The sequence below is a fragment of the Pontibacter vulgaris genome (genome assembly GCF_022758145.1).
In the GTDB taxonomy this organism is placed as follows: Bacteria; Bacteroidota; Bacteroidia; order Cytophagales; family Hymenobacteraceae; genus Pontibacter; species Pontibacter vulgaris.
On record NZ_JAJVDH010000003.1, the window covers coordinates 1,061,677 to 1,084,665 of the forward strand.

Genomic DNA, 22,989 nt, shown 5'->3' on the forward strand with positions numbered 1-22,989 from the left:
TAACGGCAATGAAGTTTATAATAGAATGCTCTCAAAAATGGACTGGAGTAAAGTGGACAAGTATGGTGGAGTGGTACTCCTCTGCATGTTATTTGGGTACATTTTCTATCAATCATATAGCCAAACTTATGAGCTTGCTTATAAAACCCGATATACTGTAGGCAAAATCACAGAGCTTTCCAGAAGTGGTTAATTAATAAAAAAGGTAGATTATAAATACCATGTGAATGATGTGGAGTACACAAGAAGGGGAAACTATTAAGGGGGGAAGTTGAAAAAATTACTTCGTTAAATTTTCTTCGCAGCCATCCAGTGGCAAGTATAATTCCTGCCTGAATGACTTACGATTGAGGCAATACCTAATAAGGTACAGCATTGCAGCGTCAGCCATGCGTAAAAATTAATCGGATTATTTAAAGAAATACCCACTCCCTGATCAGCACCTCCTAAGAACTGAATTAATAATAAAATGCAATTTTTTGACCGGGTGCTGCTAGGTTGCCATACTTAGTCCAGCTATTCCCTGCCGGTTTAACTGCTGCTCCCAAATCGGATCCATCAAATTAAAAGCACGTCTTATGCTACATGCTAGCAATAACCTGGCTACTCACCAACTATCAGTACAAACGTATATTTATTCTTAAATTATATTTTTTAAATAATATTTATAACTTTAAAACTTATAAATCTGTACCGGCGTATCCAATACGACCTGATATTTTGATTGGTAACTATATAAAGTGCTGTACCTACACATCATAGACTATGTGCTAAAGCGGCATAATAGCGACACTGTACAGGTACAAAGCATAGTTAGAGCAATCCATAACCTCAATCCGGAAAAGATTTGAAATAAACTTATACTTTTTTGACATGACTGTTTCCCAGGCCGATATACAACAGACGTGCAGCTTTCTGACAGAACTTCTGGAGCAAGCGACTTCCCCGGAAGGTTTGCAATGGCTCACGAAAAAGATGGAAAAAATAAACACTCCGAGCCCTGACAAAGCGTTGCAACTGGCCTTCAGTGCAGCACCACGATTTGTCGGGAAAACAAAACTTGCGTTAACCAAAGAACACCGTCAGGAGGCAAACAGGCTGCGCAAAGGCTTTAACCCCGGTAACTGGACGGCCGATCAGGCAGCAAGAGTTTTACTGCTTCTCTCCCTGCCTCACAACGAGGAAAAGGCTTTTCTGGAAAGTATAAACAAACTGTTTAGTGCAGCTGATTTGGGAGAACTGGCGGCTTTGTACGCTAGCCTGCCACTGTTGCCCTACCCGGAAGCATTCCGGTTACGGGCCGCAGAAGGCGTCAGAACGAACATGGGCACTGTGTTTGATGCCATCGCACTAGAAAACCCCTACCCTGCCGGTTACCTGGAGGAAGGCCCCTGGAACCAGCTGGTGCTCAAGACAGTGTTCGTTGGCAAGCCCCTTTACCGCATTTATGGGCTGGAGGAACGCAGCAATCTGCGCCTTGCCCGCATTCTTTCTGATTATGCCCACGAGCGCTGGGCAGCCGGACGTACCGTAACACCAGAGCTCTGGCGTCCGGTAGGCCCGTTTATCGACGAAATTATCCTGAAAGATATCGAGCGGGTATTCAACCATCCCGACGAGATACAGCAGGAGGCAGCCGCGCTGGCCTGCTTCAGCAGCAGCTATGTACCCGCACAGGAAATGCTGGAGGCACACCCACTCCTGAAACATAAAATTGAATCGGGAGAACTGACCTGGGACCTCATCGGGAACAGGAACCTGGCTTTTGCTTAAAAATTTCACCTTTCATCCTTACCGATATGCTTTCAAACAACATGATGTTCATCGACCCGCACATTCACATGACCTCCAGAACCACGGATGATTATGAACGGATGCGCAATGCCGGAATTGTCGCTATCATAGAGCCGGCTTTCTGGCTGGGCCAGCCCCGTACCGAAGTAGGCTCTTTCAAGGATTACTACAGCAGCCTGGTAGGTTGGGAACGTTTCCGGGCCAGCCAGTTCGGTATCAAACACTACTGCACCATCGGCCTTAACTCCAAAGAGGCCAACAACGAAGCGCTGGCCAAACAGGTAATGGAGCTGCTACCGCTTTTTGTATGCAAAGAAGGCGTGGTAGGTGTCGGCGAGATAGGCTACGACGACCAGACGGCAGCCGAAGACAAATACTTCCGCCTGCAGCTGGACCTGGCCAGGGAGGTAAACATGCCGGTACAGATCCATACCCCGCACCGCGACAAAAAATCCGGCACCATCCGAAGTATGGATGTTTGCCAGGAACATGGCATAGCACCTGGAATGGTGATCGTGGACCATAACAACGAGGAAACCGTGCGCGATGTGCTAGATAGAGGCTTTTGGGCTGCTTTTACCATCTATCCGAACTCCAAAATGGGTAACGAGCGGATGGTAGAGATTGTGAAGCAGTATGGCACAGAGCGCATCATCGTGAACAGCTCTGCTGATTGGGGCGTAAGCGACCCGCTATCAGTGCCCAAGACTGCTTCCCTGATGCTGGAACGTGGCATTCCGGAAGAGGCCGTTCGTATGGTCTGCTACCAGAATGCACTAGATGCCTTCGGGCAGAGCGGCCAGATGAAAGAAACTGACTGGCTGGATGCGATGCAGGTAGACCAGACGGCAAAGTTCTCTGATAACTCCGTGCTGCGGGGCGGGCAAACGCCGTTTGTCAGAAACATGTCCGCAACAGAAAAACCGGCAGACAACCTGGTACGATGACACGTGTGGGAGCCTATATCCGGCTGATGCGTCCTGCCAACATCATAACGGCTGTTGCCGATATCCTGCTGGGCTTTGCCGCATCCGGTGCACTGCTGTCGCTGGCCAATAACACTTTTACCTTTGCAGACCTGCAGCCGCTGTTCTGGCTCATACTTGCAACGATAGGTCTTTACGGCGGTGGTGTAGTTTTTAACGATGTGTTTGATGCAGACCTCGACCGCGTGGAGCGCCCCGAAAGGCCTATTCCAAGTGGCAGTGCAAGTATAACCGGAGCTTCCGTGCTTGGTGTTCTACTGCTGGCAGGTGGCGTTCTGGCAGCCTGGCAGGTATCGCTGCTCAGTGCTGGCATTGCCTGTGCGATAGCTTTCTGCGCCTTGTTATACGACTGGAAAGGGAAACATCATCCAGTAATTGGCCCGATTAACATGGGTACATGCCGGGGAGGCAACCTGTTGCTTGGCATCAGCGCGGTGCCGGCAGCAGTGGAGCAATACTGGTACCTGGCCCTGATACCGGTGGTGTACATTTCGGCCATTACCATGGTGAGCCGCGGGGAAGTACACGGGGGCAACACCGCTGCCCTCAAAGGGGCCGTGCTACTGTATGCACTGGTCATAACGGGCATCATCAGCCTGACCTTATTGCCGCAGTTCAACGTGCTTTACAGTGTTCCTTTTTTGCTGCTGTTTGTTTACCTGATCTTTCCGCCGCTCCTCAAAGCCATGCCTGCCCGTGAACCGAGCCTCATCATTAAAGCAGTGAAAGCAGGCGTACTGGCGCTAATCGTAATGAATGCAAGTATAGCTGCTGGTTTTGCCGGCTGGCAATATGGCCTCTTTGTGCTGTTGTTGCTGCCCCTCTCTGTTTATTTAGCCAGGAGCTTTGCCGTGACGTGATGGAAGTATAAGATTTGGCTGGTGGTAAATTCCAAGGCCTTTCACCCCTATAGGTATGAAAACAATTCGACAGAAATTTGAAGTACAGTTTACATATAGCGTCAGTTTTACCCAGGGCCTTTTTAAGCCGGAAAATAACATGCTGGCGGATGTGCTGCAGCAGGATGGCCGATCAGGGCCGCGCAAGGCGCTGTTTGTAATTGATAGTGGCGTAGCCGCTGCACACCCACACCTTACAGAGGAAATCGCAGCATTTACAAGCAAGTATAAAGATGTGCTTTGGTCCGTTACAGCGCCACTGATCATACCGGGCGGAGAGGAAGCCAAGAATAACCCTGCCCTGCTGAACAAGCTGCTGGAGGCTGTCAACCTGCATGGCATTTGCCGTCATTCCTATTTGATTGCCATCGGTGGTGGCGCCCTGCTGGACCTGGCTGGTTTTGCTGCGGCCATCGCGCACCGGGGCATCCGCCACATCCGCATCCCGACCACCGTGCTTTCGCAAAATGACTCGGGCGTAGGCGTGAAGAACGGCATCAACGCTTTCCATAAAAAGAACTTCCTGGGCACGTTTGCTCCGCCGTTTGCCGTTATCAATGACAGCGATTTTCTGCTTACCCTCGAAGAAAGGGACTGGCGCTCCGGCATTTCAGAAGCGATCAAGGTAGCCCTGATAAAAGACGCTGCTTTTTATCAACGAATCAAACAGGATGCCTTCAGGCTGGTAAACCGTAACATGGAGGCGATGCAGGAATTGATCTATCGTTGCGCCGAGATGCATGTGGAGCACATCGGGGGCCGCGACCCCTTCGAAACCGGCTCTTCCCGCCCCTTGGATTTTGGCCACTGGGGCGCTCATAAACTGGAACAGCTTACCAATTACAGGCTGCGGCACGGCGAAGCGGTAGCCATCGGCATCGCTCTGGATACTACCTATGCTATGCTGGTTGGCATGCTTAGCCCGGCGGAGCGGGAGGATATACTGAACTTGTTATCTGACCTGAGCTTTGAGCTTTACGTACCGGAACTGTCTATGGAATCAGAAGATAATAAACTCCGGATCTTGAAAGGCCTTACCGAATTCAGAGAGCACTTGGGGGGTGAGCTGACCATCATGCTGCTCAGTAAAATAGGTAAAGGCATTGAAGTACACCAGGTAAACGAACATCTGATGACCCAGGCGGTGCAGCTACTGCAGCAGTGGCAACATAAACGCCTGAGGCTGCATGTGTAACTGGCATTCATACTTTAAATCTGCAAAGTAAACATCATGCTACTGAATCAGGCATACCACCTCAGCTATTGTACCAATATCCACCCCGGAGAGACCTGGCAGGAGATATTTGATAACCTGGTGCGCTACCTCCCTGGCATCAAAAAGACGCTATCGCCTGAAAAGCCATTCGGTATCGGCCTACGCCTGTCGGATGTAGCCAGCCAGGAACTGCTGGAGCAAAACAAGCTGCAACAGTTCCGCAAGTGGCTGGATGACATTGGCCTGTACGTGTTTACGTTGAACGGCTTTCCGTATGGCGGTTTTCATCGCCAGGTAGTGAAAGATGCAGTCCACCAGCCAGACTGGACTACCACAGAAAGGGCCGCCTATACGATCAGACTGGCCACCATTTTAGCTGCCCTGCTTCCTGAAAGTATGGCGGGCGGCATTTCTACTTCCCCCCTTTCCTACAAACCCTGGTACACCGGCAAACCGGACCAACTGGAGCAGGTGTTTTATACTTCTACCGCACACCTCGTTCAGGTTATACAAGCGCTGCAAAGTATAAAAGAGGCTACCGGCAAAACCATTCACATTGACCTGGAGCCGGAGCCCGACGGGCTGCTGGAAAACACGGGGGAAGTGATTCGTTATTTCCAGGACCGGTTGCTGCCACAAGGTATAAAAACACTGATGGCCTCTTCTAACTTAGAGGAAACAGAAGCCCGGGAAGTTATACTTGAGCACCTGCAGCTTTGCTACGATGTGTGCCACTTTGCCTTAGCTTACGAGGAACCTGTCACCGCCTTTGCCAGGCTAAAGGCCGCAGGTATAAAAATCGGGAAGATACAGTTGAGTGCAGCCCTGAAGGTACAGTTGCCACCAGGTACAGCGGCGCGCAAGGCAGTGGCTGAAACGCTTGCGCCCTTTGCTGAATCTACTTACCTGCACCAGGTGGTGGAGCGAAGTATAAACGGCCAACTGATACATTACACCGACCTGCCGCTGGCCTTACAGCACATCCAAAAGCCGGAAGCCCGGGAATGGCGCACGCATTTCCATGTGCCATTGTTTACTGCCTCCTACAACAAGCTGCTATCTACACAGGATGATATTGTGAAAGTGTTGGCGCTGTTGCAACAGGACCAGATCACGCAGCACCTGGAGGTGGAAACCTATACCTGGGAGGTGCTGCCCGAGGGCCTGAAGAAAGACGTATCCGAATCCATACAGCGGGAGCTGGATTGGGTTATCCATACTTTAAACCAGACACACCATGCAGAAAACGGTCGTATTGAACGTAGTAGGGCTCACGCAGTCACTGATCGGTAAACACACGCCTTTCCTGGCAGAATGGGCAGCCAGTGCTCAGGGTGCCACCATTCAGCCGGTACTGCCTGCGGTTACCTGTACCGCACAGGCCACCTACCTGACGGGAAAGTTTCCAGAAGAACATGGTATTGTGGGCAATGGCTGGTATTTTAAAGATGAATGTGAGATCAAGTTCTGGCGGCAATCGAACAAGCTGGTGCAGGCCGAGAAAGTATGGGAAGTAGCCAAAGCGGCCAACCCTAATTTTACCTGCGCCAACATGTGCTGGTGGTACAACATGTATTCTTCAGCCGATTATTCCCTGACGCCCCGTCCGCAGTACCTGGCCGATGGCCGCAAACTCCCCGACTGCTATACCTACCCGGCCGAACTGCGGGATATCTTTCAACAAAAACTGGGCACCTTCCCCCTGTTCAGTTACTGGGGGCCCAAAACATCTATCGAATCCAGCCGCTGGATCGCGGAGGCCTCCAAGATCACCGACAACTTGCTCAACCCCACTCTCACCCTCGTTTACCTTCCGCACCTCGACTACAACCTGCAGCGGCTTGGACCCAGCGACCCACACATTGCAACAGATCTTCATGGGATCGACGCTGTTTGTGCCAACCTGATCAGCTTTTATGAGGCCAGGGGTGCCCATGTGATCGTGCTGTCAGAGTATGGCATTTCGGACGTAAGCAACCCGGTGCACCTGAACCGTGTGCTGCGGGAACAGGGCTATCTTGCCGTACGGGAAGAACGCGGCACTGAGCTACTGGATCCGGGTGTGAGTACAGCCTTTGCCGTAGCAGACCATCAGGTAGCCCATATTTACGTGAACGACAAATCGAAAATGGCGGAAGTGAAGCGCCTGGTTGAACAGGTACCCGGTGTTGAAGAAGTGTTGGGAGGGGAAGCGCGTACTAAATATAACCTGGCCCATGATCGCTGCGGTGATTTGGTAGCCATAGCGGATAGCAACGCCTGGTTTACTTACTATTACTGGCTCGACGATAAACGAGCTCCGGACTTTGCCCGCACCGTGGAGATTCACAAAAAACCCGGCTATGATCCGGTAGAGCTATTTGCCGACCCGAAGATCCGGTTCCTGATGCCGTTGGTGGCGGGCAAGTTGCTCAAAAAGAAACTGGGTTTCCGCACCCTGATGGACATCATCCCGCTGGATGCCACGCTGGTAAAAGGCTCACATGGCAGAATACCAGAGGATAAACAGGAATGGCCGGTGTTGCTTACCCGGAACATGCAAATGCCCCTTCCCTCTTCTATACAGGCCACCGACGTGTTCCATCTCATACTTGCCCATCTGAATGTTCAGCAGAAACAAGAGGCAGTGCCGGCCTAGGCTTGGCTGCTTATTGCGACAGCAACCTCGTAGGGTAGCTTTTTGTAGGTCTGTCCATTTGCGTAGATTGGCGTGTAGTTCTTCTTCTTACCTTCGGGCTGTGACAGAAGCAGGAAACTGTTGGCCACGAAGCGCATAACCTGGCTGTAGTATGCGGCAGAAAAGCAAAGCTTGAAGTAAGTGAGAGCGGCACCAGTTTGATGTATTGTTAACAGGCATTGAAATTTGCGATACTCATCAAGCAAGGGCTCATTTATACTTTAACTATACTTTCTCTCTCAGATCTTAATGGTTTAATATCGCTGAAGTATAAAATAAACCAGCTACTGAGAAGAACTAAATTAGAATTACCCTATATTAGATATTTTATTTCCCACTATTCTGTTGGCCACTTTATCGCATTCAACTGTTTGATCGCAGAAATACAGTGGAATCAACTATGTATATAGTTCAGATAGTGAGAGTTGGCGCTCCTGCTAGTTGTCGTGCATTAAAATTATAAATTGAAAAAAATTTTAAACATATTAACTATACTTCTTCAGGCGGGTCTAACACTTGTATTTGCTTTTTGTGTGTTTATGGTTTTTGCTCTATTTGATTACAAAGGCGGCGTTGCAAATTTTGTTGGATTGGCGTTATTCCAGCCTATAGCTGCGATAGTAGCCGCAGGGTTAACTGTTGTTTTCTGTTTTATTATGGGGCTTCCAATACGGCTGAATAAACGACTAAATATTTGGTGGAGAAAACACTTTTATGTTTCTCTAATCTTAGCTTTTATTGGAATCAGTTTCTGTGCAGCTTCCTTAGCACCGCAGTTTATTGAAGTAATAAGTTACAGAATGGACGGAATGGATTTTGAAGATACAGTTCCCAATAGATTTCTATCTATAACGGGTTGGTTTCTTCTCTCATTTGGAACGTTACACCAGTTCCCTCCATATAGACTTCAGCAAAAGCTGGAGAATATTGTAAGTGCTGTCTTTGAAGGGGAAATAACGAAACCACAACAAGGTGCATAATTTAGGCTTCGGCTACGCCTTGCCCATACTATGCACTAGTAACGTTAGTGCTCATTTTAAAAACATTTATTATGCCGCAAATTTAGCGCCAGCGTAACTTGTGTCTAACTTTGATTCCAAACTACCTGTTACCGCTTCGCTCAAACTGGCGGTATAGTTAGTATATCCTTCTAGGCTTTATAACTCAAAACTATAGTTTTAAAGCTTCTCTATTTTCTTCAAATCACAACTATCGCCATACCTTCGTACTAACCTCATGAAAACCGAAAAAGAGAAAATGCTGGCCGGGGAGTTGTACGATGCGCTGGATAAGCAACTATCGGAAGAGCGGCTGCAGGCACGGTTGCTGCTTAAACAACTCAACGACTCCCGCGAAGATTACCCCATAGAAAGAGGCCGCATTATTAAAGAGCTTATACCCAACGCCGGCGAAGGCCTATGGCTGCAACCACCTTTTTACTGCGATTACGGCTATAATATCATAGTTGGCGAGAAAGTGTTCTTCAACTTTAACTGCGTGGTGCTCGATGTAATGCCGGTAACTATAGGCAGCCGTACGCTTTTCGGCCCCAATGTACAGATCTATACCGCAACGCACCCGCTCAACTATAAAGAACGCGCCACCGGGCTGGAGTTTGCCAAACCCATAACTATAGGCGAAGACGTCTGGATAGGCGGCAGCGCAATTATTAACCCCGGCGTAACTATAGGCAAGAGAAGCGTTATCGGGGCGGGCAGCGTGGTTACAAAAGATATTCCGGCAGATGTTTTTGCGGCTGGCAACCCGTGTAAAGTAATCCGCGAACTGGAACAATAAAGTACAAACTCCCGCACAATGGAGCCAAGAATCGAAACCCTGACCGAAAAGAAGCTTATAGGCAAAAGCCTTGCAATGTCTTTAACTAACGATAAAACACCCGTGCTCTGGAAGAGCTTTATGCCAAGGCGAAAAGAAATTCAGAACAACAGTGGCACAGAGCTCTATTCTTTGCAGGTATACGATCCTTCATATTTTCAGAATTTCAACCCAACCACAGCTTACACAAAATGGGCTGCCATTGAAGTTACAGACTTTGAAACTGTGCCTCCCGAAATGGAAACCTTTATTGTGCCGGGCGGTTTATATGCCGTTTTCCTGCATAAAGGCTCCAGTACAGATACCAGCACATTCCATTATATTTTCACCAACTGGTTGCCAAAATCAGATTATGTGTTGGATAACCGGCCACATTTCGAGATATTAGGAGATAGGTATAAAAATGGGGACGCCAGCTCGGAAGAAGAGGTCTGGATACCGATAAAACTGAAGCAATAATGTTGGCAGCTTACAACAATTTACCAATGCCATACTTTACCGTACATCTCTAAACTGGTGTTTCTGAAGAAATAATCCTGATAACTAACCCAACATGAAAACCACTACAAGCCTCCTGCTCTCTCTTTCTGTTTTTTGCCTGATAGGCTGCTCAGAAAAGAAGCCTGCTGCTACCACTACCCCTGGCACAGCTGCGCCTGCCACCACTATACAGCAACCAGCTAACGGGGCAGTAGCGCTAAACCCGGCACACGGGCAACCCGGCCACCGCTGCGATATTGAAGTTGGCGCACCGCTTAACCTGCCGCCACAGCCAAGGTTAAACACGGCTCCGCCTGCCCTATCAACGCCGCCGGTTTCTACGCCGGTTCCGGTACAAAGCAATGTTGCCGCTGGCACTAATCCGCCGCACGGCCAGCCAGGCCACGACTGTGGCATACCAGTAGGCGCTCCGCTAAACAAGTAAAGTATAAAACAATGCAGCTAAGGGCGGCAATGGCTTCTGATATACCCGGGGTGCGCAAACTCCAGGATGTATATTTGTTCGATAACCTATCGGAGGAAGAGCGGTTGCAGGGTTTTGTGACCACGCCGTTTACAATTCCGCAGCTGAAGCAAATTATATCGGAGGGCGGCTTATTTGTGGCAACAGATAAGAGCGAAGTAGTAGCCTATGCCTTTGCCGGTAGCTGGGATTACTTTTCACAATGGCCCATCTTTCCGTATATGGTTTCGCGCTTTCCGCAGCTGAAGTATAAAAACGTTGAGGTCACTTCTGAAAACAGCTTCCAGTACGGGCCGGTATGTATAGCAATGGATTACCGCGGCAAAGGCTTACTAAACAAGCTGTTCGAAACCATGCGCCTGGAGTTGTTAAAGCAGTACCCGCTAAGTATAACCTTCATTAACCAGGTAAACAAACGCTCGCTAAACGCGCATGTGCACAAACTGGGCTGGACAGTGGTCGATGAATTTGAGTTCAACAATAAAAACTACTATGGCCTTGCCTTCGATATGCAGGAGTCGGTTTTATAGTTACAGCAGGCAAGTATAAAACCGGTTGTCAAAGTATAATCATCGCGCAAGTATAAATCTATCAGGCAGCTTTATCTATACCTTTAGCCCGCACATCCTGGTAGTAATTGCATATATGGCTTAGTACGCATTCTTCGCATTTTGGAGTATACCAGGTACAGATCTTCTGGCCATGCCGCAGCATGTGTATGTGGAAATTAAAGAGCTCTACGGGATCTTCAGGCAGCATTTGCAGCAGTATGTCGTGGGCTTTGTTGGCAGTAACCTTCGCCCCGATAATTCCTACCCGCTGGCTCACCCGGAACACATGCGTATCTACTGGCATAACCGGTTTCTTAAAATTAAAAAGCAGCAGCAGCGTAGCTGTTTTCAGGCCTACGCCCGGCAATTTGGTTAGCCAGGCCATTGCCTCGTCAACAGGCATATCCTTCAGGAAATCGATATTCATTTCGCCCCGCTCCTCTTTTATGAGGCGGAGTGTCTGCTGAATCTGGGGCGCTTTCTGGCCGGGGTAGCGAGTCGTCTGGATGGCATCGGCCAGTTCATCAACATCGGCATTCATGACGCCTTCCCAATCGCCGAAGCGCTCAAGCATGGTATCGTAGGCTTTTTCTTCGTCTTTATGTGTGGTACGGTGCGAGAGCATGGTACTGATAAGCTCGTGCATGGGCGTACGGCGGCTAGTATCCAGAGTCAGGCGTTTATAGTTCTGGTTCAGCAGCTCATGTGTTTGCAGGGCTTTTTGTTCCGGTGTGAGTTCGTGCGCATCCATCGTGACAAAGTTTAAAACTCTCTTTACGGCCCATCAGTATTTTCTGTTAAAAGCTCCGGAAGTATGAGAGATTTTTATACTTGCTGCTTACCTAATTTATACTTTATCAGCTACCTCAAGTATAAATTAATGGCCTGATACAACCATTTAAAGCCATTCACGCTATATGCTTTAGCCAAAGCAGCAACACGTAATGCTTTTCCGGTTCTGAAAATAAAATATATGCAGATAAAATTCTTAGGCACAGGTGGCGCTTTCGATGTGGATTACCTTAACTCCGCAGCAATATTGCATTTCAGGAACAGAAACATACTTATAGATTGTGGCTTCACCGTTTTCCCGACGTTGGTAAAGAAAAACCTCATTAAGAAGGTGGAGTACATCTTGCTTACGCACCTGCACAACGACCATAGCGGTAGCCTGGCCAACCTGCTGCTGTATAAAAGTATAGTAGAACACAGCAAGCGCCCCATTATTATTTACCCGTCAGAGCAGTTTAAGCAACATATATTCGATTTACTAGAGATACAGGTAAAAGATCCTGAAAAGTATGCCGAGTTTGTTCCCCTCGACCAGTTTCCGGGGATACAGGCAATAGATACGTTCGGGCAGCACTCAGAGCGTTACCAGACCTATGCTTATGTGTTTGAAGATGAAGACTCGCGCCTGGTATACTCCGGCGATTTAGGTAAGCCGGATGCGCTATTTGATAAGCTGGATAAAATGGCTGTTATGAAAACCTGCGTTTACCACGACATAACTTTTGAACCTGATAATACAGGCCATACTTACTATAAAAAACTGTTCCCGTACATTAGCCGGTATGAGATATTCGGCTACCACTGCGACCCGACCTTAAACCCCGCCGATAACCCCTTCCGGCTTGTGTTTTACCAGAAGGAGCTGATGGCTTAGCGGGTTACTTCAAGTCTGATGCTTTAATTTCGTGTTGCCACATTTCTTTACCTGCAGCGTTGTAAATTGTTACTTTAAACCTGCGGTCTGTGGCAGGGCCGCTAACATTAACAAGTCCAAAATTGCGTTCTGTTACCAGTGTGCCCGGCATACGCAAGGTGTTTGGCTCGTCTTTCGGGTCTACCTGCCCGGCCGTAAGCGGCGAAATGGTAAAGTCATATAGCGGATAGGTGCCGCTGCGCTCCTGTTTGGTAAGCTCGGTAAAGTGGCGGTCGCCATCCATAAAGATCACACCTTTTATCTTCGACTTCTGAATGGCATCTAACAATTGCTGGCGCTCTTTGGGATGGTTGCTATAGTTTTCTTTTTCCTCTGCCGGGTTTAGTACCTGGCCCCCAACACAAATTACTTTAAAAGTAGCGCTGCTTGCGTGAAGAGCATCTATTAGCCATTGCAGTTGCTTTTCTCCTAAGTAAGCTTTCGCGTCTGGACGGTTGTTTGGGCTCTTGTACCAGCGGTCATCCAGCATAAAAAACTGCACATCGTTCCAATTAAAAGTGCTCGTTACGCCGGCATCTTTAAAAATATAGTTCGGGTTTGCCCAGAAAGTTTTAAAGGCCTCCAGTGTCATGTTTTTTCCCCAGAAACTGCGGTCTGCGTTGTTGGGGCCATAGTCGTGGTCGTCCCAGGTGGCGTAATTGTGCACCGAACCCAGCAATGGCTGCAGTTCTGGCAACGAGCGTGTGTGCGTGTAACGGTACTGTATGCCTGTTTTAGTGTTCCAGTCTGGCTCACGCAGGTATGTGTTGTCGCCAATCCAGAGCATCAGGTCTGGTTTTTTCTGGTAAATGGTATTCAGTATCTCGAAACTGGTGCTGCCGTATGGTTTGCCCGGCCGGTCAGTGGGCGTATCGTTCACATAAAAGCAGCTGCCTACAGCAAAGGTAAAATCAGGAGCATCTTTGCGCCATTGCCATAATTCCTGGGTTTTAAACTCCAGTGCATAAGGCCTTGCTGCTTTTTTATTGTTGATATAAAGCTCATAGTTATACTTGCGGCCCGGTTGTACTTTATTAGCTAACAGATGGGTGGCAAAGGCATTGTCTGCTTCGGTTTTAACTTCTTTTGTAGTATAAACCTGCTTCGGATTCTCTTTGTCCCAGTACTTGATCTTTACTTTTGCGGCTTCTTTAGTCTGTACCCAAAGCATTACTTCTTTCATATCGGCATAGCCCACCATTGGGCCCGACTGCAGCAGTTTAACCTGTGCCGTTAGCGGCAATACACAGCACAAACCCATGCATAGCAACGCTATTAATCTTAATTTCATAGTATAGGTTTTAAGTATAAACATGCGTTTTTAAGGCCCAAAGATAAGCGGGCTGCATCAAAATAATAAAAACATGTGTATTACTTTTAGGTTAATGCTCCAGACAAATAACTTCAGATAACATGAATGTTACCACGCTTGCTAAGCCTGAAGCACGGGTGCCGTTTCTGCACCAGCCGTTGCACGTAATTTATACCGTGGCTTTCTTTGCTTTCTGGGTTTATACCGGCATCACTACAACCGACCTAATTAACTGGTTACTCGAAAACACGCTCACGCTGTCGCTGATCATTTTTGTGGTGGCGTTTTACAATATTTTCCGCTTTTCAGATACCAGTTATACTTTGATATTGCTGTTTCTGCTGCTGCATGTGTATGGCAGCCAGTACCAGTATGCAGGCAACCCGTTTGGGGAGTGGCTTAAACTAAGCTATGGCTTGGGCCGCAACCAATACGACCGCTTTGTTCATTTTGGTTTCGGGTTATTGCTGGCTTACCCTATGCACGAAGTCTTGGCACGCGGTTTCCGGCTTAGCCGTTTTCTTGCTTTACTGATGCCTCTTGAGATTATACTTTCTATGAGTGCACTCTATGAGTTACTGGAGTGGGTAGTAGCCGATATGTTTTTTAACGAGGACAAGCATGCTTTGGCATATTTAGGAACGCAGGGCGATGTGTGGGATGCTCAGAAAGATGTTGCGTTGGCATTTTTGGGCGCCTTCCTGGCTATAGCAACTACTTCGGCTATACTTAAGCTTAGCAGACGCTAATACTATACTTTTATACTTGCTATGAGCTGGTCAGCATTTATTTGCTTTCTTCCAGGCTGGCGCTGCCGTCGTTGGTTTCTACTTTCAGTTCGCCGGCTTCCATTTCAATTTTCACAAACTCGTCCTGGTATTTTACTTCCTCAAACTGGCTGTAATAATTTTTACGGCTTTGCATGTAGCCAGCATACTTTACCAGGGGCATGGTGCGGGCAAGCTGGGCATCAGCCTCCAGTTCCTGCTGCAATTCGGTTTTCCGGGTAATATCTGCTTTTTCTGGTGTAGGCTTGGTGGTAATTTGGGTAGGAATCAAACTGGCATATTCTGTATCTTCGGCCGCTTTGTTCATTCGTTCGCAGGCACTAAAAGCAAGCGTAATCAGCATGCTTAGCAGCGCCATATTCATAAACCTTCTCATCTTTTAAACAAAACAATAAAGTACTCGGGTAATTTTCAGGGATAAAAATACCAGCCGCGCTACGGGCACGGCTGGTATCTCAGTAAACATCAACAAGTTTTATTATAGCTGGCCTTTTTCAGCAGCTTTTTTCATTTTCTCGTTAGCGAAGATGGCAATCTCTACACGGCGGTTCTGCTGGCGGCCTTCGGCAGTGCTGTTATCAGCAACCGGCTGGTCGAAAGCATAACCCTTTGTTGTCATGCGGCTGCGCGACACACCCTGGGATGCTGTATAATCTGCAACAGACTGTGCACGCTGCTCAGATAAACGCTGGTTCAGGTCGCGGCCACCGGTATTGTCAGTATGGCCTTCGATTACGATGTTAGTGTCTTCATACTTCTTCAGTGTTTCGGCAAGTTGCGCGATCTCTGTTTGAGCGCTTGATTGCAGCTGTGCTGAGTTAGTTGCAAACAAAATACCTGAGTTGAAAGTAATTTTGATACCCTCGCCTACACGCTCCACTTTTGCATTCTCAAGATCACGACGCAGCTCTTCTGCCTGCTTATCCATGTGGCGGCCGATGATAGCACCTGTTGTACCACCTACTGCAGCACCAATAATGGCGCCTGCTGCTGTGTTACCAGCTGCTCTACCAATTACACCACCAACTACAGCACCAGTACCAGCACCAATAATACCACCTTTAGCAGTTTTGCTCATAGGTTTTTTCTGGGTAGTAGTTGTTTCTGTGCCCGTTTTCTGGGCAGTGTTACATGATGTAGAAAGGAGGCCAAAAATGGCAAAAATGGATAAATAAATTTTTAAGTTTTTCATAATATTGGTTGATTAAAATCCAGCTTTACAGAATCAAAAGATTCAGCACTTAATACTCCAAACGATTCAATTAGTTATGCATTTTAAGACAAACTTATTGAATAAAACTTAGCGAGCAATTCTGTTTTATAGTTATATATTGATTGTGAGCACTTTATATTAGCTATACTTTATACTATAAACGTCAGTAATTACTCGTAGGTTTTGAGTGCAATTCTTTTACTGCCCCGTAGCCAGTAAACACAATGTGCCCACCTTAATTAAAAGGCAGGCACACTTACTAGTAAAGTTAAATTATTTTACTTCGCCGCTTTCGGCAGCTTTTTTAAGTTCTTCGCTTGCAATAATAATGATCTCTACACGGCGGTTCTGCTGGCGGCCATCGGCAGTAGTGTTATCAGCAATAGGCTGATCGAAACCATAACCCTTCGACTCCATACGCGACTGATCTACGCCACGCGTGCGGGCATATGCCACTACAGATTGTGCACGGCGCTCTGATAAACGCTGGTTAAGCTCGCGGCTACCGGTGTTATCGGTGTGGCCTTCTATTACAACGTTGGTGCCATCATACTTTAGCAGCGTTTCAGCCAGCTTGTCTATATCCTTTTTGGCATTGGCGTTCAGCTCGGCAGAGTTTACAGCGAACAGGATACCTGAATCGAAGTTAATGCGGATAGCTTCGCCTACGCGCTCCACTTTTGCATTTTCCATACTCTTTTCTAGTTCCTCTGCCTGCTTATCCATACGGCGACCTATTACGGCTCCGGTTGCGCCACCTACCGCAGCACCAATGATAGCGCCCGCAGCTGTGTTGCCCATTCTGTTGCCAATAATACCGCCAATAACGGCACCTGAGCCTGCTCCTATTATACCACCCTTCGTGGTTTTCTTCATTCCTGTTTTTTCAGTTGTTGAGGAATCTGTATTACCTGGGTAGGTTTGTGTTGTGGGCTCAGAAGAAGAACCAGCCGCAGGTTTAGACGATTGGCACGAAGAGAACAGCATGGTAACTGCCAGCAATGATGTGAGTGAAAATTTCAGAACTTTCATAGTGGTTGTTAAAAGTGAATTATTAAACTATTTCGTTTTTAATGGCTTGATTTAAGCGGGCGCTTTGTGCGCTTGCCTACGTGAACGCAATACTGGTGCCAAAAGTATGTATAGCGTTTTCACTATACAAACAATGCAATAAAATACTTCTTAAATAGCAATTCAGGCAGTATTTGTGAGCAAATATGTAAAAGAGGGACCACTAAAAACTAAAAAGCCTGCCCAGGAATTGGGCAGGCTTTTTATACTTTGTTACAACGTGCTTAGGAAGCTTTGGCTGGTTTAGCAGCCTTTGGCGTTGCATCTTCGGCAGGTGTTGCCGGGCGAAGCATTCCAAACAGATCCGTCAGTCTTTGCTTGAGTTCTTTACGATCAACTATAAAATCAAGGAAGCCGTGCTCCAATACAAACTCGGCACTCTGGAATCCTTTTGGCAGATCTTTACCTATAGTTTCTTTGATAACGCGCGGGCCGGCAAAACCGATAAGTGCACCTGGCTCTGCGATGTTAAAATCGCCCAGCATGGCATACGATGCTGTTACACCACCAGTAGTTGGGTCAGTCAGCAACGATACGTAAGGCAGTTTTTCCTCGGCAAGCAAAGCCAGTTTAGCAGAGGTTTTAGCCATCTGCATCAGCGAGAAGCCAGCTTCCATCATACGGGCACCACCCGATTTAGAGATCATCAGGAAAGGGGTGCGGGCTTTGCGGGCATGGTCAATGGCGCGGGCAATTTTCTCACCTACCACTGATCCCATAGATCCACCGATGTAAGCGAAATCCATACAGGCAATGGTAACGTCCTGGCCATTCATTTTACCGTAGGCGGTGCGTACTGCATCTTTCAGGCCGGTTTTGCGCTGAGTAGCTGCTGTACGCTGCGGGTATGGCTGCGAATCCACGAAATTCAGCGGGTCGCCGGATGTCATGTTCTCATCCAGTTCAACAAACGTATTGTCGTCAAATAAAATACTGAAGTACTCTTTTGAGCCGATACGGTCGTGGTGGTTACACTTAACGCATGTATTCAGGTTCTTGCGGTGCTCGGCCATACTGGTAACGGCTTTGCAGCTCGGGCATTTATACCATAAGCCATCCGGCGTTTCCTTCTTTTCCTCTGTAGGCGTGTGAATTCCTTTTTCTACTCTTTTAAACCAAGGCATCATAGATGAATAGCGTGCTTACCGCACTTTAAGGTTTATAGCTATACTTTTTATTAAAGGCCTGTACCATAAAGTATAACGAACAATATGGCCTGCCCTTGTATGTCTCTTTTTAACAGAAACAAAAAGGCAGGCCACAAAATTACTTAATTAAAAAGAGATGTGCTATAGCTTAGGCCAATGTAATCTCATTTGATAAATAAACATCCTGGATTGCGTTCAGCAGTTCAACGCCTATTTTCATATCTTTCTGGAATGCTTTACGGCCTGAAATAAGCCCCATACCCCCGGCGCGCTTGTTAATTACAGCTGTTCGTACTGCATCTGCCAGGTCTGATTCGCCTTTAGATTCGCCACCAGAGTTAATTAAACCAGCACGGCCCATGTAGCAGTTTGCTACCTGGTAACGGGCAAGGTCAATTGGGTTATCGCTGCTCAGCTTGTCGTACATGGCTTTGTGCGATTTGGCAAAATTAATGGCTGTAAAGCCACCGTTGTTTTCCGGGAGCTTCTGCTTAATAATATCTGCCTGAATTGTTACACCAAGGTGATTTGCCTGGCCTGTAATGTCGGCTGCTACGTGGTAATCTATACCGTCTTTTTTAAAGGCGTTGTTACGGGCGTAGCACCAAAGTATAGTTGCCATACCTAGCTGATGGGCTCTTTCAAAAGCCTCTGCCACTTCCATTATCTGGCGCGAAGACTCTTCAGAACCAAAGTATATGGTAGCACCAACTGCGGTTGCGCCCAGGTTCCAGGCTTCTTCCACAGACCCGAACATGATCTGGTCGAACTTGTTAGGGTAAGTAAGCAGCTCGTTGTGGTTTATTTTTACTACAAAAGGAATTTTGTGCGCGTATTTTCTCGACATCATGGCCAGGTTGCCAAATGTAGTAGCAACAGCGTTACAGCCACCCTCAATAGCCAGCTTAATAATGTTCTCCGGGTCGAAATAAATAGGGTTTGGTGCAAACGATGCGCCGGCAGTGTGCTCTATACCCTGGTCTACCGGAAGTATAGACAAGTAACCAGTACCACCCAAGCGGCCATGGTCGAATAACTGCTGCAGGCTGCGGAGTACCTGCGGGCTGCGGTTAGACTGAGTAAAGATCCTGTCAACAAAATCCGGGCCCGGGGCGTGCAGCTGCTCTTTTAAGATTGTTTTGCTTTCATACTGTAGCAGGCCTTCTGCTTCAGAACCAAGTAAAGAAACGATGTTATCGTAATTCATTTTGTCTTAATAGTTTATGATAGAGACACTTTAAATTGGTGATACAAATATATAAGCTAATCCTAATTGAGACTATACTTTAACAACATAATATAGCACAAAACTATACTCCAGATCAGCATGGCGGATATACTTTTATAGTTATTGGAATGCATTAAAAAGAGGGATTAATCCAGCAAGCATACTTGCTCCGGCTAAAAAAGTTACCAGCTTACAAATTCTTTTTCTGCCACACACCCGCCTTTTTATTCAATAGCATCCTTTTTGGCAACACAAATCGGCAAGCATACTCGTTAAAATATATAACAAGCTCTTAATCTGATGAATACAGCAATAATAAAACCATTCGCCCCTAAAAAGCTGATGTTATACTTACTGCAGTTGCTTGTATTTATACTTGCATCAGGGTGTGCATCATCTACCAGGATTACAGGCACCTGGAAAAGCCAGGAGGCAGGCAGCCATAAGTATGATAAGGTTGTAGTGGCTGCGCTTACAGATAATGTGCGGGCCCGCGAGAAAGTAGAAACCGACATGCAGGCGCAGTTGCAGATGCGTGGTATTACCGTAGCCAGAAGTATAGATTTTTTCCCGCCAACGCTTTCGAGCAAAGATGGCCCCGGCGTTGATGCACTGATTGAAAAGCTTAAAAATGAAGAGTATGATGCTATTATGACCATCGCGCTGCTCGACGAGAAAACCGAATCGCGCTATGTGCCCGGTAACTATAGTTACACCCCTGTCACGCGGTTCGGATGGTATGGCAGGTTCAGCGGATATTATACTTACTGGTACCCTACTCTTTACAATCCCGGATATTACACCGAGGATAAAATATACTTCCTGGAAACAAACCTCTACGATAAGGAAAATGAGAACCTGATCTGGTCAGCCCAATCTGAGTCTTACAGCCCGGCAAGCTTAAGAAAAGCATCTGAAAAACTGGCAGAGATTACAATAGCCAGAATGGCGCAGGATGGAGTAATAAAGTAATATTTGTTTATTAAAGTATTCGGGTTCAATCGAAATAAAAACGGCGCACCATATTCAGAGTGCGCCGTTATACTTTATACTTCAAAGCAGGTATACTTACTCATTATATACCACATGCAGTACGGTCTGGCCTACTGCTTTCAGCGAGTTTTTACTGATGATAGACATGCTATCGGCGTGGCGGTGATGATAAGGACCAAAGTAATCGCCGTCTGCTGAGTTCAGGTTATACTCTATAATATCGATCATGCGGATACCGGCAATGGTATTTACATAATGATGATCATCAATAATGCCCGGTGAATTGATATATTTAAAATAATCTGAGTAGCCGAGCTTGTTTCCGGCTTTCCATACTTTATCAACTACGTCTTTTGCATATTCCATGGATGTACCTTCGCGGGCATACTTGGCGTTTGCGGCGCCTACCATATCCAGCAGAATACCAAACTGCGCTTTATAGTTTGGCGTGTGCATGTTTTTGCTCCAGTATTGTGAACCCAGGCACCAGGTATCGTCTTTATAAGGCAAACCGCTGTTATCCGGCTGGCCATAGTCTTCGCCATCAAAGAAGATAAGATCTACGCCTATATCCGGCTTTTGCTGTGCCTGGTTTATAGTTCGGGCAATTTCTAAAAGTATACCTACACCGCTGCCGCCATCATTGGCACCATCTATAGGTTTCTTCGGATCTTTGGCATCTTTATCGGCGTAAGGGCGTGTATCCCAGTGGGCGGCCAGCATTACACGGTTAGCAGCATCCGGGTTATAAGATGCGATAATGTTACGCAGGTTTAGCATGGTGCCATCGTAAGCACGCATCTGGAAACTCTGCACTTTAACATCTGCGCCATTCTCTTTCAGCTTGCTAATGATCCAGTCGCCGGTAGCCTGGTGTGGCGGTGTGTTAGGAACACGAGGGCCAAACGCCACCTGCTTTGCTACAAACTGATAAGCCGAATCTGCATTAAAATCCGGAGCTTTTACAGCCGGGGTTGTGTCTGTCTCTTCTACCTGTGCTTCCTGCTGTTCTGCGCTTTTTTCTGCTGAGTCGCAGCTATACATGGCAAGCGAACCGCTCAGCAGCAAAAACAATAGTTTCATTTTATTCTTCATAAGCCCAGTCGATACCGGTTTTTAAATCTTTAATTACAATGCCCTGCTTTTTCAGCTCTGCCCGAATCACATCCACTTTATCGTAAGCCTTGGCTTCTTTGGCTTCTTTGTAGAACTCCAGCACTAAGCTCAGCATTTCTTCCTGATCGCCAAGCGGTTCTTCTTTCAGGCCAAGTATATCAAGTACCAGCGTGTTATAAGTCTCCCGGATGGTGTCAAATGTTCCACGCGTGAGGTGGCTGATCTGCAACTGCCCTAAGTATAAACTGTTTATCTTTTTCAGCAGGTTGAATAGTGACGCGATTGTTCTGGCTGTGTTCATGTCGTCGTTCAGCCCACGGAAGCAATCTTCGGTAAGTTTCAGCAGCTCTTCGTTCAGTTTCTCGTCCGGCGTTACTCCTTCCTCAGGGTACTGCATTTTGTCCAGCACACGCAATCCGTTCATCAGTTTGGTATAGCCTTTTCGGGCAGCCTGCAATGCTTCGTTGCTAAAATCGAGGGTGCTGCGGTAGTGCGCCTGAAGTATAAAGAAGCGAACCGTCATCGGGGTATAGGCCTGCTCCAGCAATTCCTTGTTGCCACTGAACAGCTCGCCCAGGGTAATAAAATTACCTAACGATTTACCCATCTTCTGACCATTTATCGTGATCATGTTGTTGTGCACCCAATACCTGGCTTCATCAGATTTGCTGTTGCTGGCCTGGCTCTGCGCAATTTCGCATTCATGGTGCGGGAACATCAGGTCCAGCCCGCCGCCGTGTATATCAAAGGTTTGGCCCAGGTATTTGCGGCTCATGGCAGAGCACTCCAAGTGCCAGCCCGGGAAACCATTGCCCCAAGGCGAAGGCCAGCGCATGATATGCTCAGGCGAAGCGTTTTTCCAGAGTGCGAAATCCAATGGCGAACGCTTTTCGTGTTGCCCCTCTGTTTCGCGGGTATTACTCAGCAGATCCTCTATAATGCGGCCTGACAGCTTGCCATAGTTATGGTTCTTGTTGTAAGCCGGTACATCAAAGTATACCGAGCCGTTTACTTCGTAAGCAAAACCATTGGCAATAATTTCCTGGATCATTTCGATCTGCTCGAGGATGTGGCCAGATGCACGCGGCTCGATATCCGGCGAAAGTATATTCAGCAGCGCCATATCCTCGTGGAAACGATTTGTATAATGCTGCACTACCTCCATTGGCTCCAGGTGCTGTACCTTAGCTATTTTGGCAATTTTGTCTTCACCTTCGTCGGCGTCGTTCACCAAATGGCCTACATCGGTAATGTTGCGCACGTAACGCACTTTATACTTCAGGTATTTCAGATAGCGGTAAAGTACATCGAAAGTAACATAAGCACGGGCATGGCCCAGGTGTGCCTCCCCATAAACCGTAGGGCCGCAAACATACATGCCCACAAACGGAGCGTGTAACGGTTCAAATACTTCCTTCTTGCGCGTAAGCGTATTGTATAGATTCAGTTTCTGTTGCATAGTATAAGTATAGGCAGCAGTGCCGCCGCACTT

Annotated in this window: 23 protein-coding genes; 14 read left to right on the forward strand and 9 right to left on the reverse strand. The window is 47.3% G+C overall.

The window, feature by feature from the left end; all coding sequences use genetic code 11:
- Positions 1–873 precede the first annotated feature (873 nt).
- From LWP20_RS09865 to LWP20_RS09915, 11 genes are all read left to right on the forward strand, one after another.
- The gene (locus LWP20_RS09865) at positions 874–1,773 is read left to right on the forward strand and encodes an EboA domain-containing protein (RefSeq protein WP_242927955.1); all 900 of its coding nucleotides are present in this window, start codon (positions 874–876) and stop codon (positions 1,771–1,773) included.
- A gap of 26 nt (positions 1,774–1,799) precedes the next feature.
- The gene (locus LWP20_RS09870; RefSeq protein ID WP_242927956.1) at positions 1,800–2,741 is read left to right on the forward strand and encodes a TatD family hydrolase; all 942 of its coding nucleotides are present in this window, start codon (positions 1,800–1,802) and stop codon (positions 2,739–2,741) included.
- Entirely contained in the window at positions 2,738–3,640 is a 903-nt protein-coding gene (eboC, locus tag LWP20_RS09875) for a UbiA-like protein EboC (protein WP_242927957.1), read from the forward strand. The genes LWP20_RS09870 and eboC overlap by 4 nt, the downstream gene beginning before the upstream one ends.
- Positions 3,641–3,695: 55 nt before the next feature.
- Positions 3,696–4,874 carry a 3-dehydroquinate synthase gene (locus LWP20_RS09880; RefSeq protein ID WP_242927958.1) on the forward strand — a complete coding sequence of 393 codons (1,179 nt, stop codon included), beginning with the start codon at positions 3,696–3,698 and terminating at the stop codon, positions 4,872–4,874.
- Between the two features lie 36 nt (positions 4,875–4,910).
- Positions 4,911–6,188, forward strand: coding sequence for a metabolite traffic protein EboE (gene eboE, locus LWP20_RS09885; RefSeq protein WP_242927959.1), 1,278 nt, complete (start codon positions 4,911–4,913; stop codon positions 6,186–6,188).
- A complete protein-coding gene (locus LWP20_RS09890; RefSeq protein WP_242927960.1) occupies positions 6,133–7,533 on the forward strand; it encodes an alkaline phosphatase family protein in 1,401 nt (466 codons plus the stop codon). Before eboE ends, LWP20_RS09890 begins: the two co-directional genes overlap by 56 nt.
- A 503-nt stretch (positions 7,534–8,036) precedes the next feature.
- Entirely contained in the window at positions 8,037–8,552 is a 516-nt protein-coding gene (locus LWP20_RS09895) for a hypothetical protein (protein ID WP_242927961.1), read from the forward strand.
- Positions 8,553–8,808: 256 nt separating this feature from the next.
- A complete protein-coding gene (locus LWP20_RS09900; RefSeq protein WP_242927962.1) occupies positions 8,809–9,369 on the forward strand; it encodes a sugar O-acetyltransferase in 561 nt (186 codons plus the stop codon).
- Between the two features lie 18 nt (positions 9,370–9,387).
- The gene (locus tag LWP20_RS09905) at positions 9,388–9,867 is read left to right on the forward strand and encodes a GyrI-like domain-containing protein (protein ID WP_242927963.1); all 480 of its coding nucleotides are present in this window, start codon (positions 9,388–9,390) and stop codon (positions 9,865–9,867) included.
- 94 nt (positions 9,868–9,961) lie between these two features.
- Complete coding sequence (locus tag LWP20_RS09910; protein ID WP_242927964.1) at positions 9,962–10,333, forward strand: hypothetical protein; 372 nt, start codon at positions 9,962–9,964, stop codon at positions 10,331–10,333.
- Positions 10,334–10,344: 11 nt separating this feature from the next.
- The gene (locus LWP20_RS09915) at positions 10,345–10,902 is read left to right on the forward strand and encodes a GNAT family N-acetyltransferase (protein WP_242927965.1); all 558 of its coding nucleotides are present in this window, start codon (positions 10,345–10,347) and stop codon (positions 10,900–10,902) included.
- A 61-nt stretch (positions 10,903–10,963) separates the two neighbouring features.
- On the opposite strand, the gene LWP20_RS09920 is transcribed toward LWP20_RS09915, so the two are convergent.
- Positions 10,964–11,674: an endonuclease III domain-containing protein gene (locus LWP20_RS09920; RefSeq protein ID WP_242927966.1), complete on the reverse strand. Its 711-nt coding sequence runs from the start codon at positions 11,672–11,674 to the stop codon at positions 10,964–10,966.
- Between the two features lie 222 nt (positions 11,675–11,896).
- Between LWP20_RS09920 and LWP20_RS09925 the strand changes: the two genes are divergently transcribed.
- On the forward strand, positions 11,897–12,589 hold the full coding sequence (locus LWP20_RS09925) for an MBL fold metallo-hydrolase (protein WP_242927967.1): 693 nt from the start codon (positions 11,897–11,899) through the stop codon (positions 12,587–12,589).
- A 4-nt stretch (positions 12,590–12,593) separates the two neighbouring features.
- Here LWP20_RS09925 and LWP20_RS09930 read toward each other — a convergent pair whose 3' ends face one another.
- Positions 12,594–13,919 (reverse strand): alkaline phosphatase D family protein, encoded by a 1,326-nt coding sequence (locus LWP20_RS09930; RefSeq protein WP_242927968.1) that lies wholly within the window; start codon positions 13,917–13,919, stop codon positions 12,594–12,596.
- A 122-nt stretch (positions 13,920–14,041) separates the two neighbouring features.
- On the opposite strand from LWP20_RS09930, the gene LWP20_RS09935 reads away from it, so the two are divergent.
- On the forward strand, positions 14,042–14,689 hold the full coding sequence (locus tag LWP20_RS09935) for a DUF2238 domain-containing protein (protein WP_242927969.1): 648 nt from the start codon (positions 14,042–14,044) through the stop codon (positions 14,687–14,689).
- A gap of 37 nt (positions 14,690–14,726) precedes the next feature.
- On the opposite strand, the gene LWP20_RS09940 is transcribed toward LWP20_RS09935, so the two are convergent.
- From LWP20_RS09940 to LWP20_RS09960, 5 genes are all read right to left on the reverse strand, one after another.
- On the reverse strand, positions 14,727–15,104 hold the full coding sequence (locus LWP20_RS09940; RefSeq protein WP_242927970.1) for a hypothetical protein: 378 nt from the start codon (positions 15,102–15,104) through the stop codon (positions 14,727–14,729).
- A 102-nt stretch (positions 15,105–15,206) separates the two neighbouring features.
- Positions 15,207–15,920 carry a YiaD family glycine zipper/OmpA-like lipoprotein gene (locus LWP20_RS09945; protein WP_242927971.1) on the reverse strand — a complete coding sequence of 238 codons (714 nt, stop codon included), beginning with the start codon at positions 15,918–15,920 and terminating at the stop codon, positions 15,207–15,209.
- A gap of 294 nt (positions 15,921–16,214) precedes the next feature.
- Positions 16,215–16,928, reverse strand: a complete 714-nt coding sequence (locus LWP20_RS09950) for a YiaD family glycine zipper/OmpA-like lipoprotein (RefSeq protein WP_496197212.1) — start codon at positions 16,926–16,928, stop codon at positions 16,215–16,217.
- A 308-nt stretch (positions 16,929–17,236) separates the two neighbouring features.
- Positions 17,237–18,136, reverse strand: coding sequence for an acetyl-CoA carboxylase, carboxyltransferase subunit beta (gene accD / locus LWP20_RS09955; RefSeq protein WP_242928037.1), 900 nt, complete (start codon positions 18,134–18,136; stop codon positions 17,237–17,239).
- A 172-nt stretch (positions 18,137–18,308) separates the two neighbouring features.
- Entirely contained in the window at positions 18,309–19,367 is a 1,059-nt protein-coding gene (locus tag LWP20_RS09960) for a class I fructose-bisphosphate aldolase (RefSeq protein WP_242927973.1), read from the reverse strand.
- A gap of 321 nt (positions 19,368–19,688) precedes the next feature.
- On the opposite strand from LWP20_RS09960, the gene LWP20_RS09965 reads away from it, so the two are divergent.
- Positions 19,689–20,360, forward strand: coding sequence for a DUF4136 domain-containing protein (locus tag LWP20_RS09965; RefSeq protein WP_242927974.1), 672 nt, complete (start codon positions 19,689–19,691; stop codon positions 20,358–20,360).
- 96 nt (positions 20,361–20,456) lie between these two features.
- Here LWP20_RS09965 and LWP20_RS09970 read toward each other — a convergent pair whose 3' ends face one another.
- Together LWP20_RS09970 and cysS are read right to left on the reverse strand one after the other, a co-directional pair.
- On the reverse strand, positions 20,457–21,476 hold the full coding sequence (locus tag LWP20_RS09970) for a M28 family peptidase (protein ID WP_242927975.1): 1,020 nt from the start codon (positions 21,474–21,476) through the stop codon (positions 20,457–20,459).
- On the reverse strand, positions 21,466–22,956 hold the full coding sequence (gene cysS, locus LWP20_RS09975) for a cysteine--tRNA ligase (RefSeq protein ID WP_242927976.1): 1,491 nt from the start codon (positions 22,954–22,956) through the stop codon (positions 21,466–21,468). The genes LWP20_RS09970 and cysS overlap by 11 nt, the downstream gene beginning before the upstream one ends.
- Positions 22,957–22,989 lie beyond the last annotated feature (33 nt).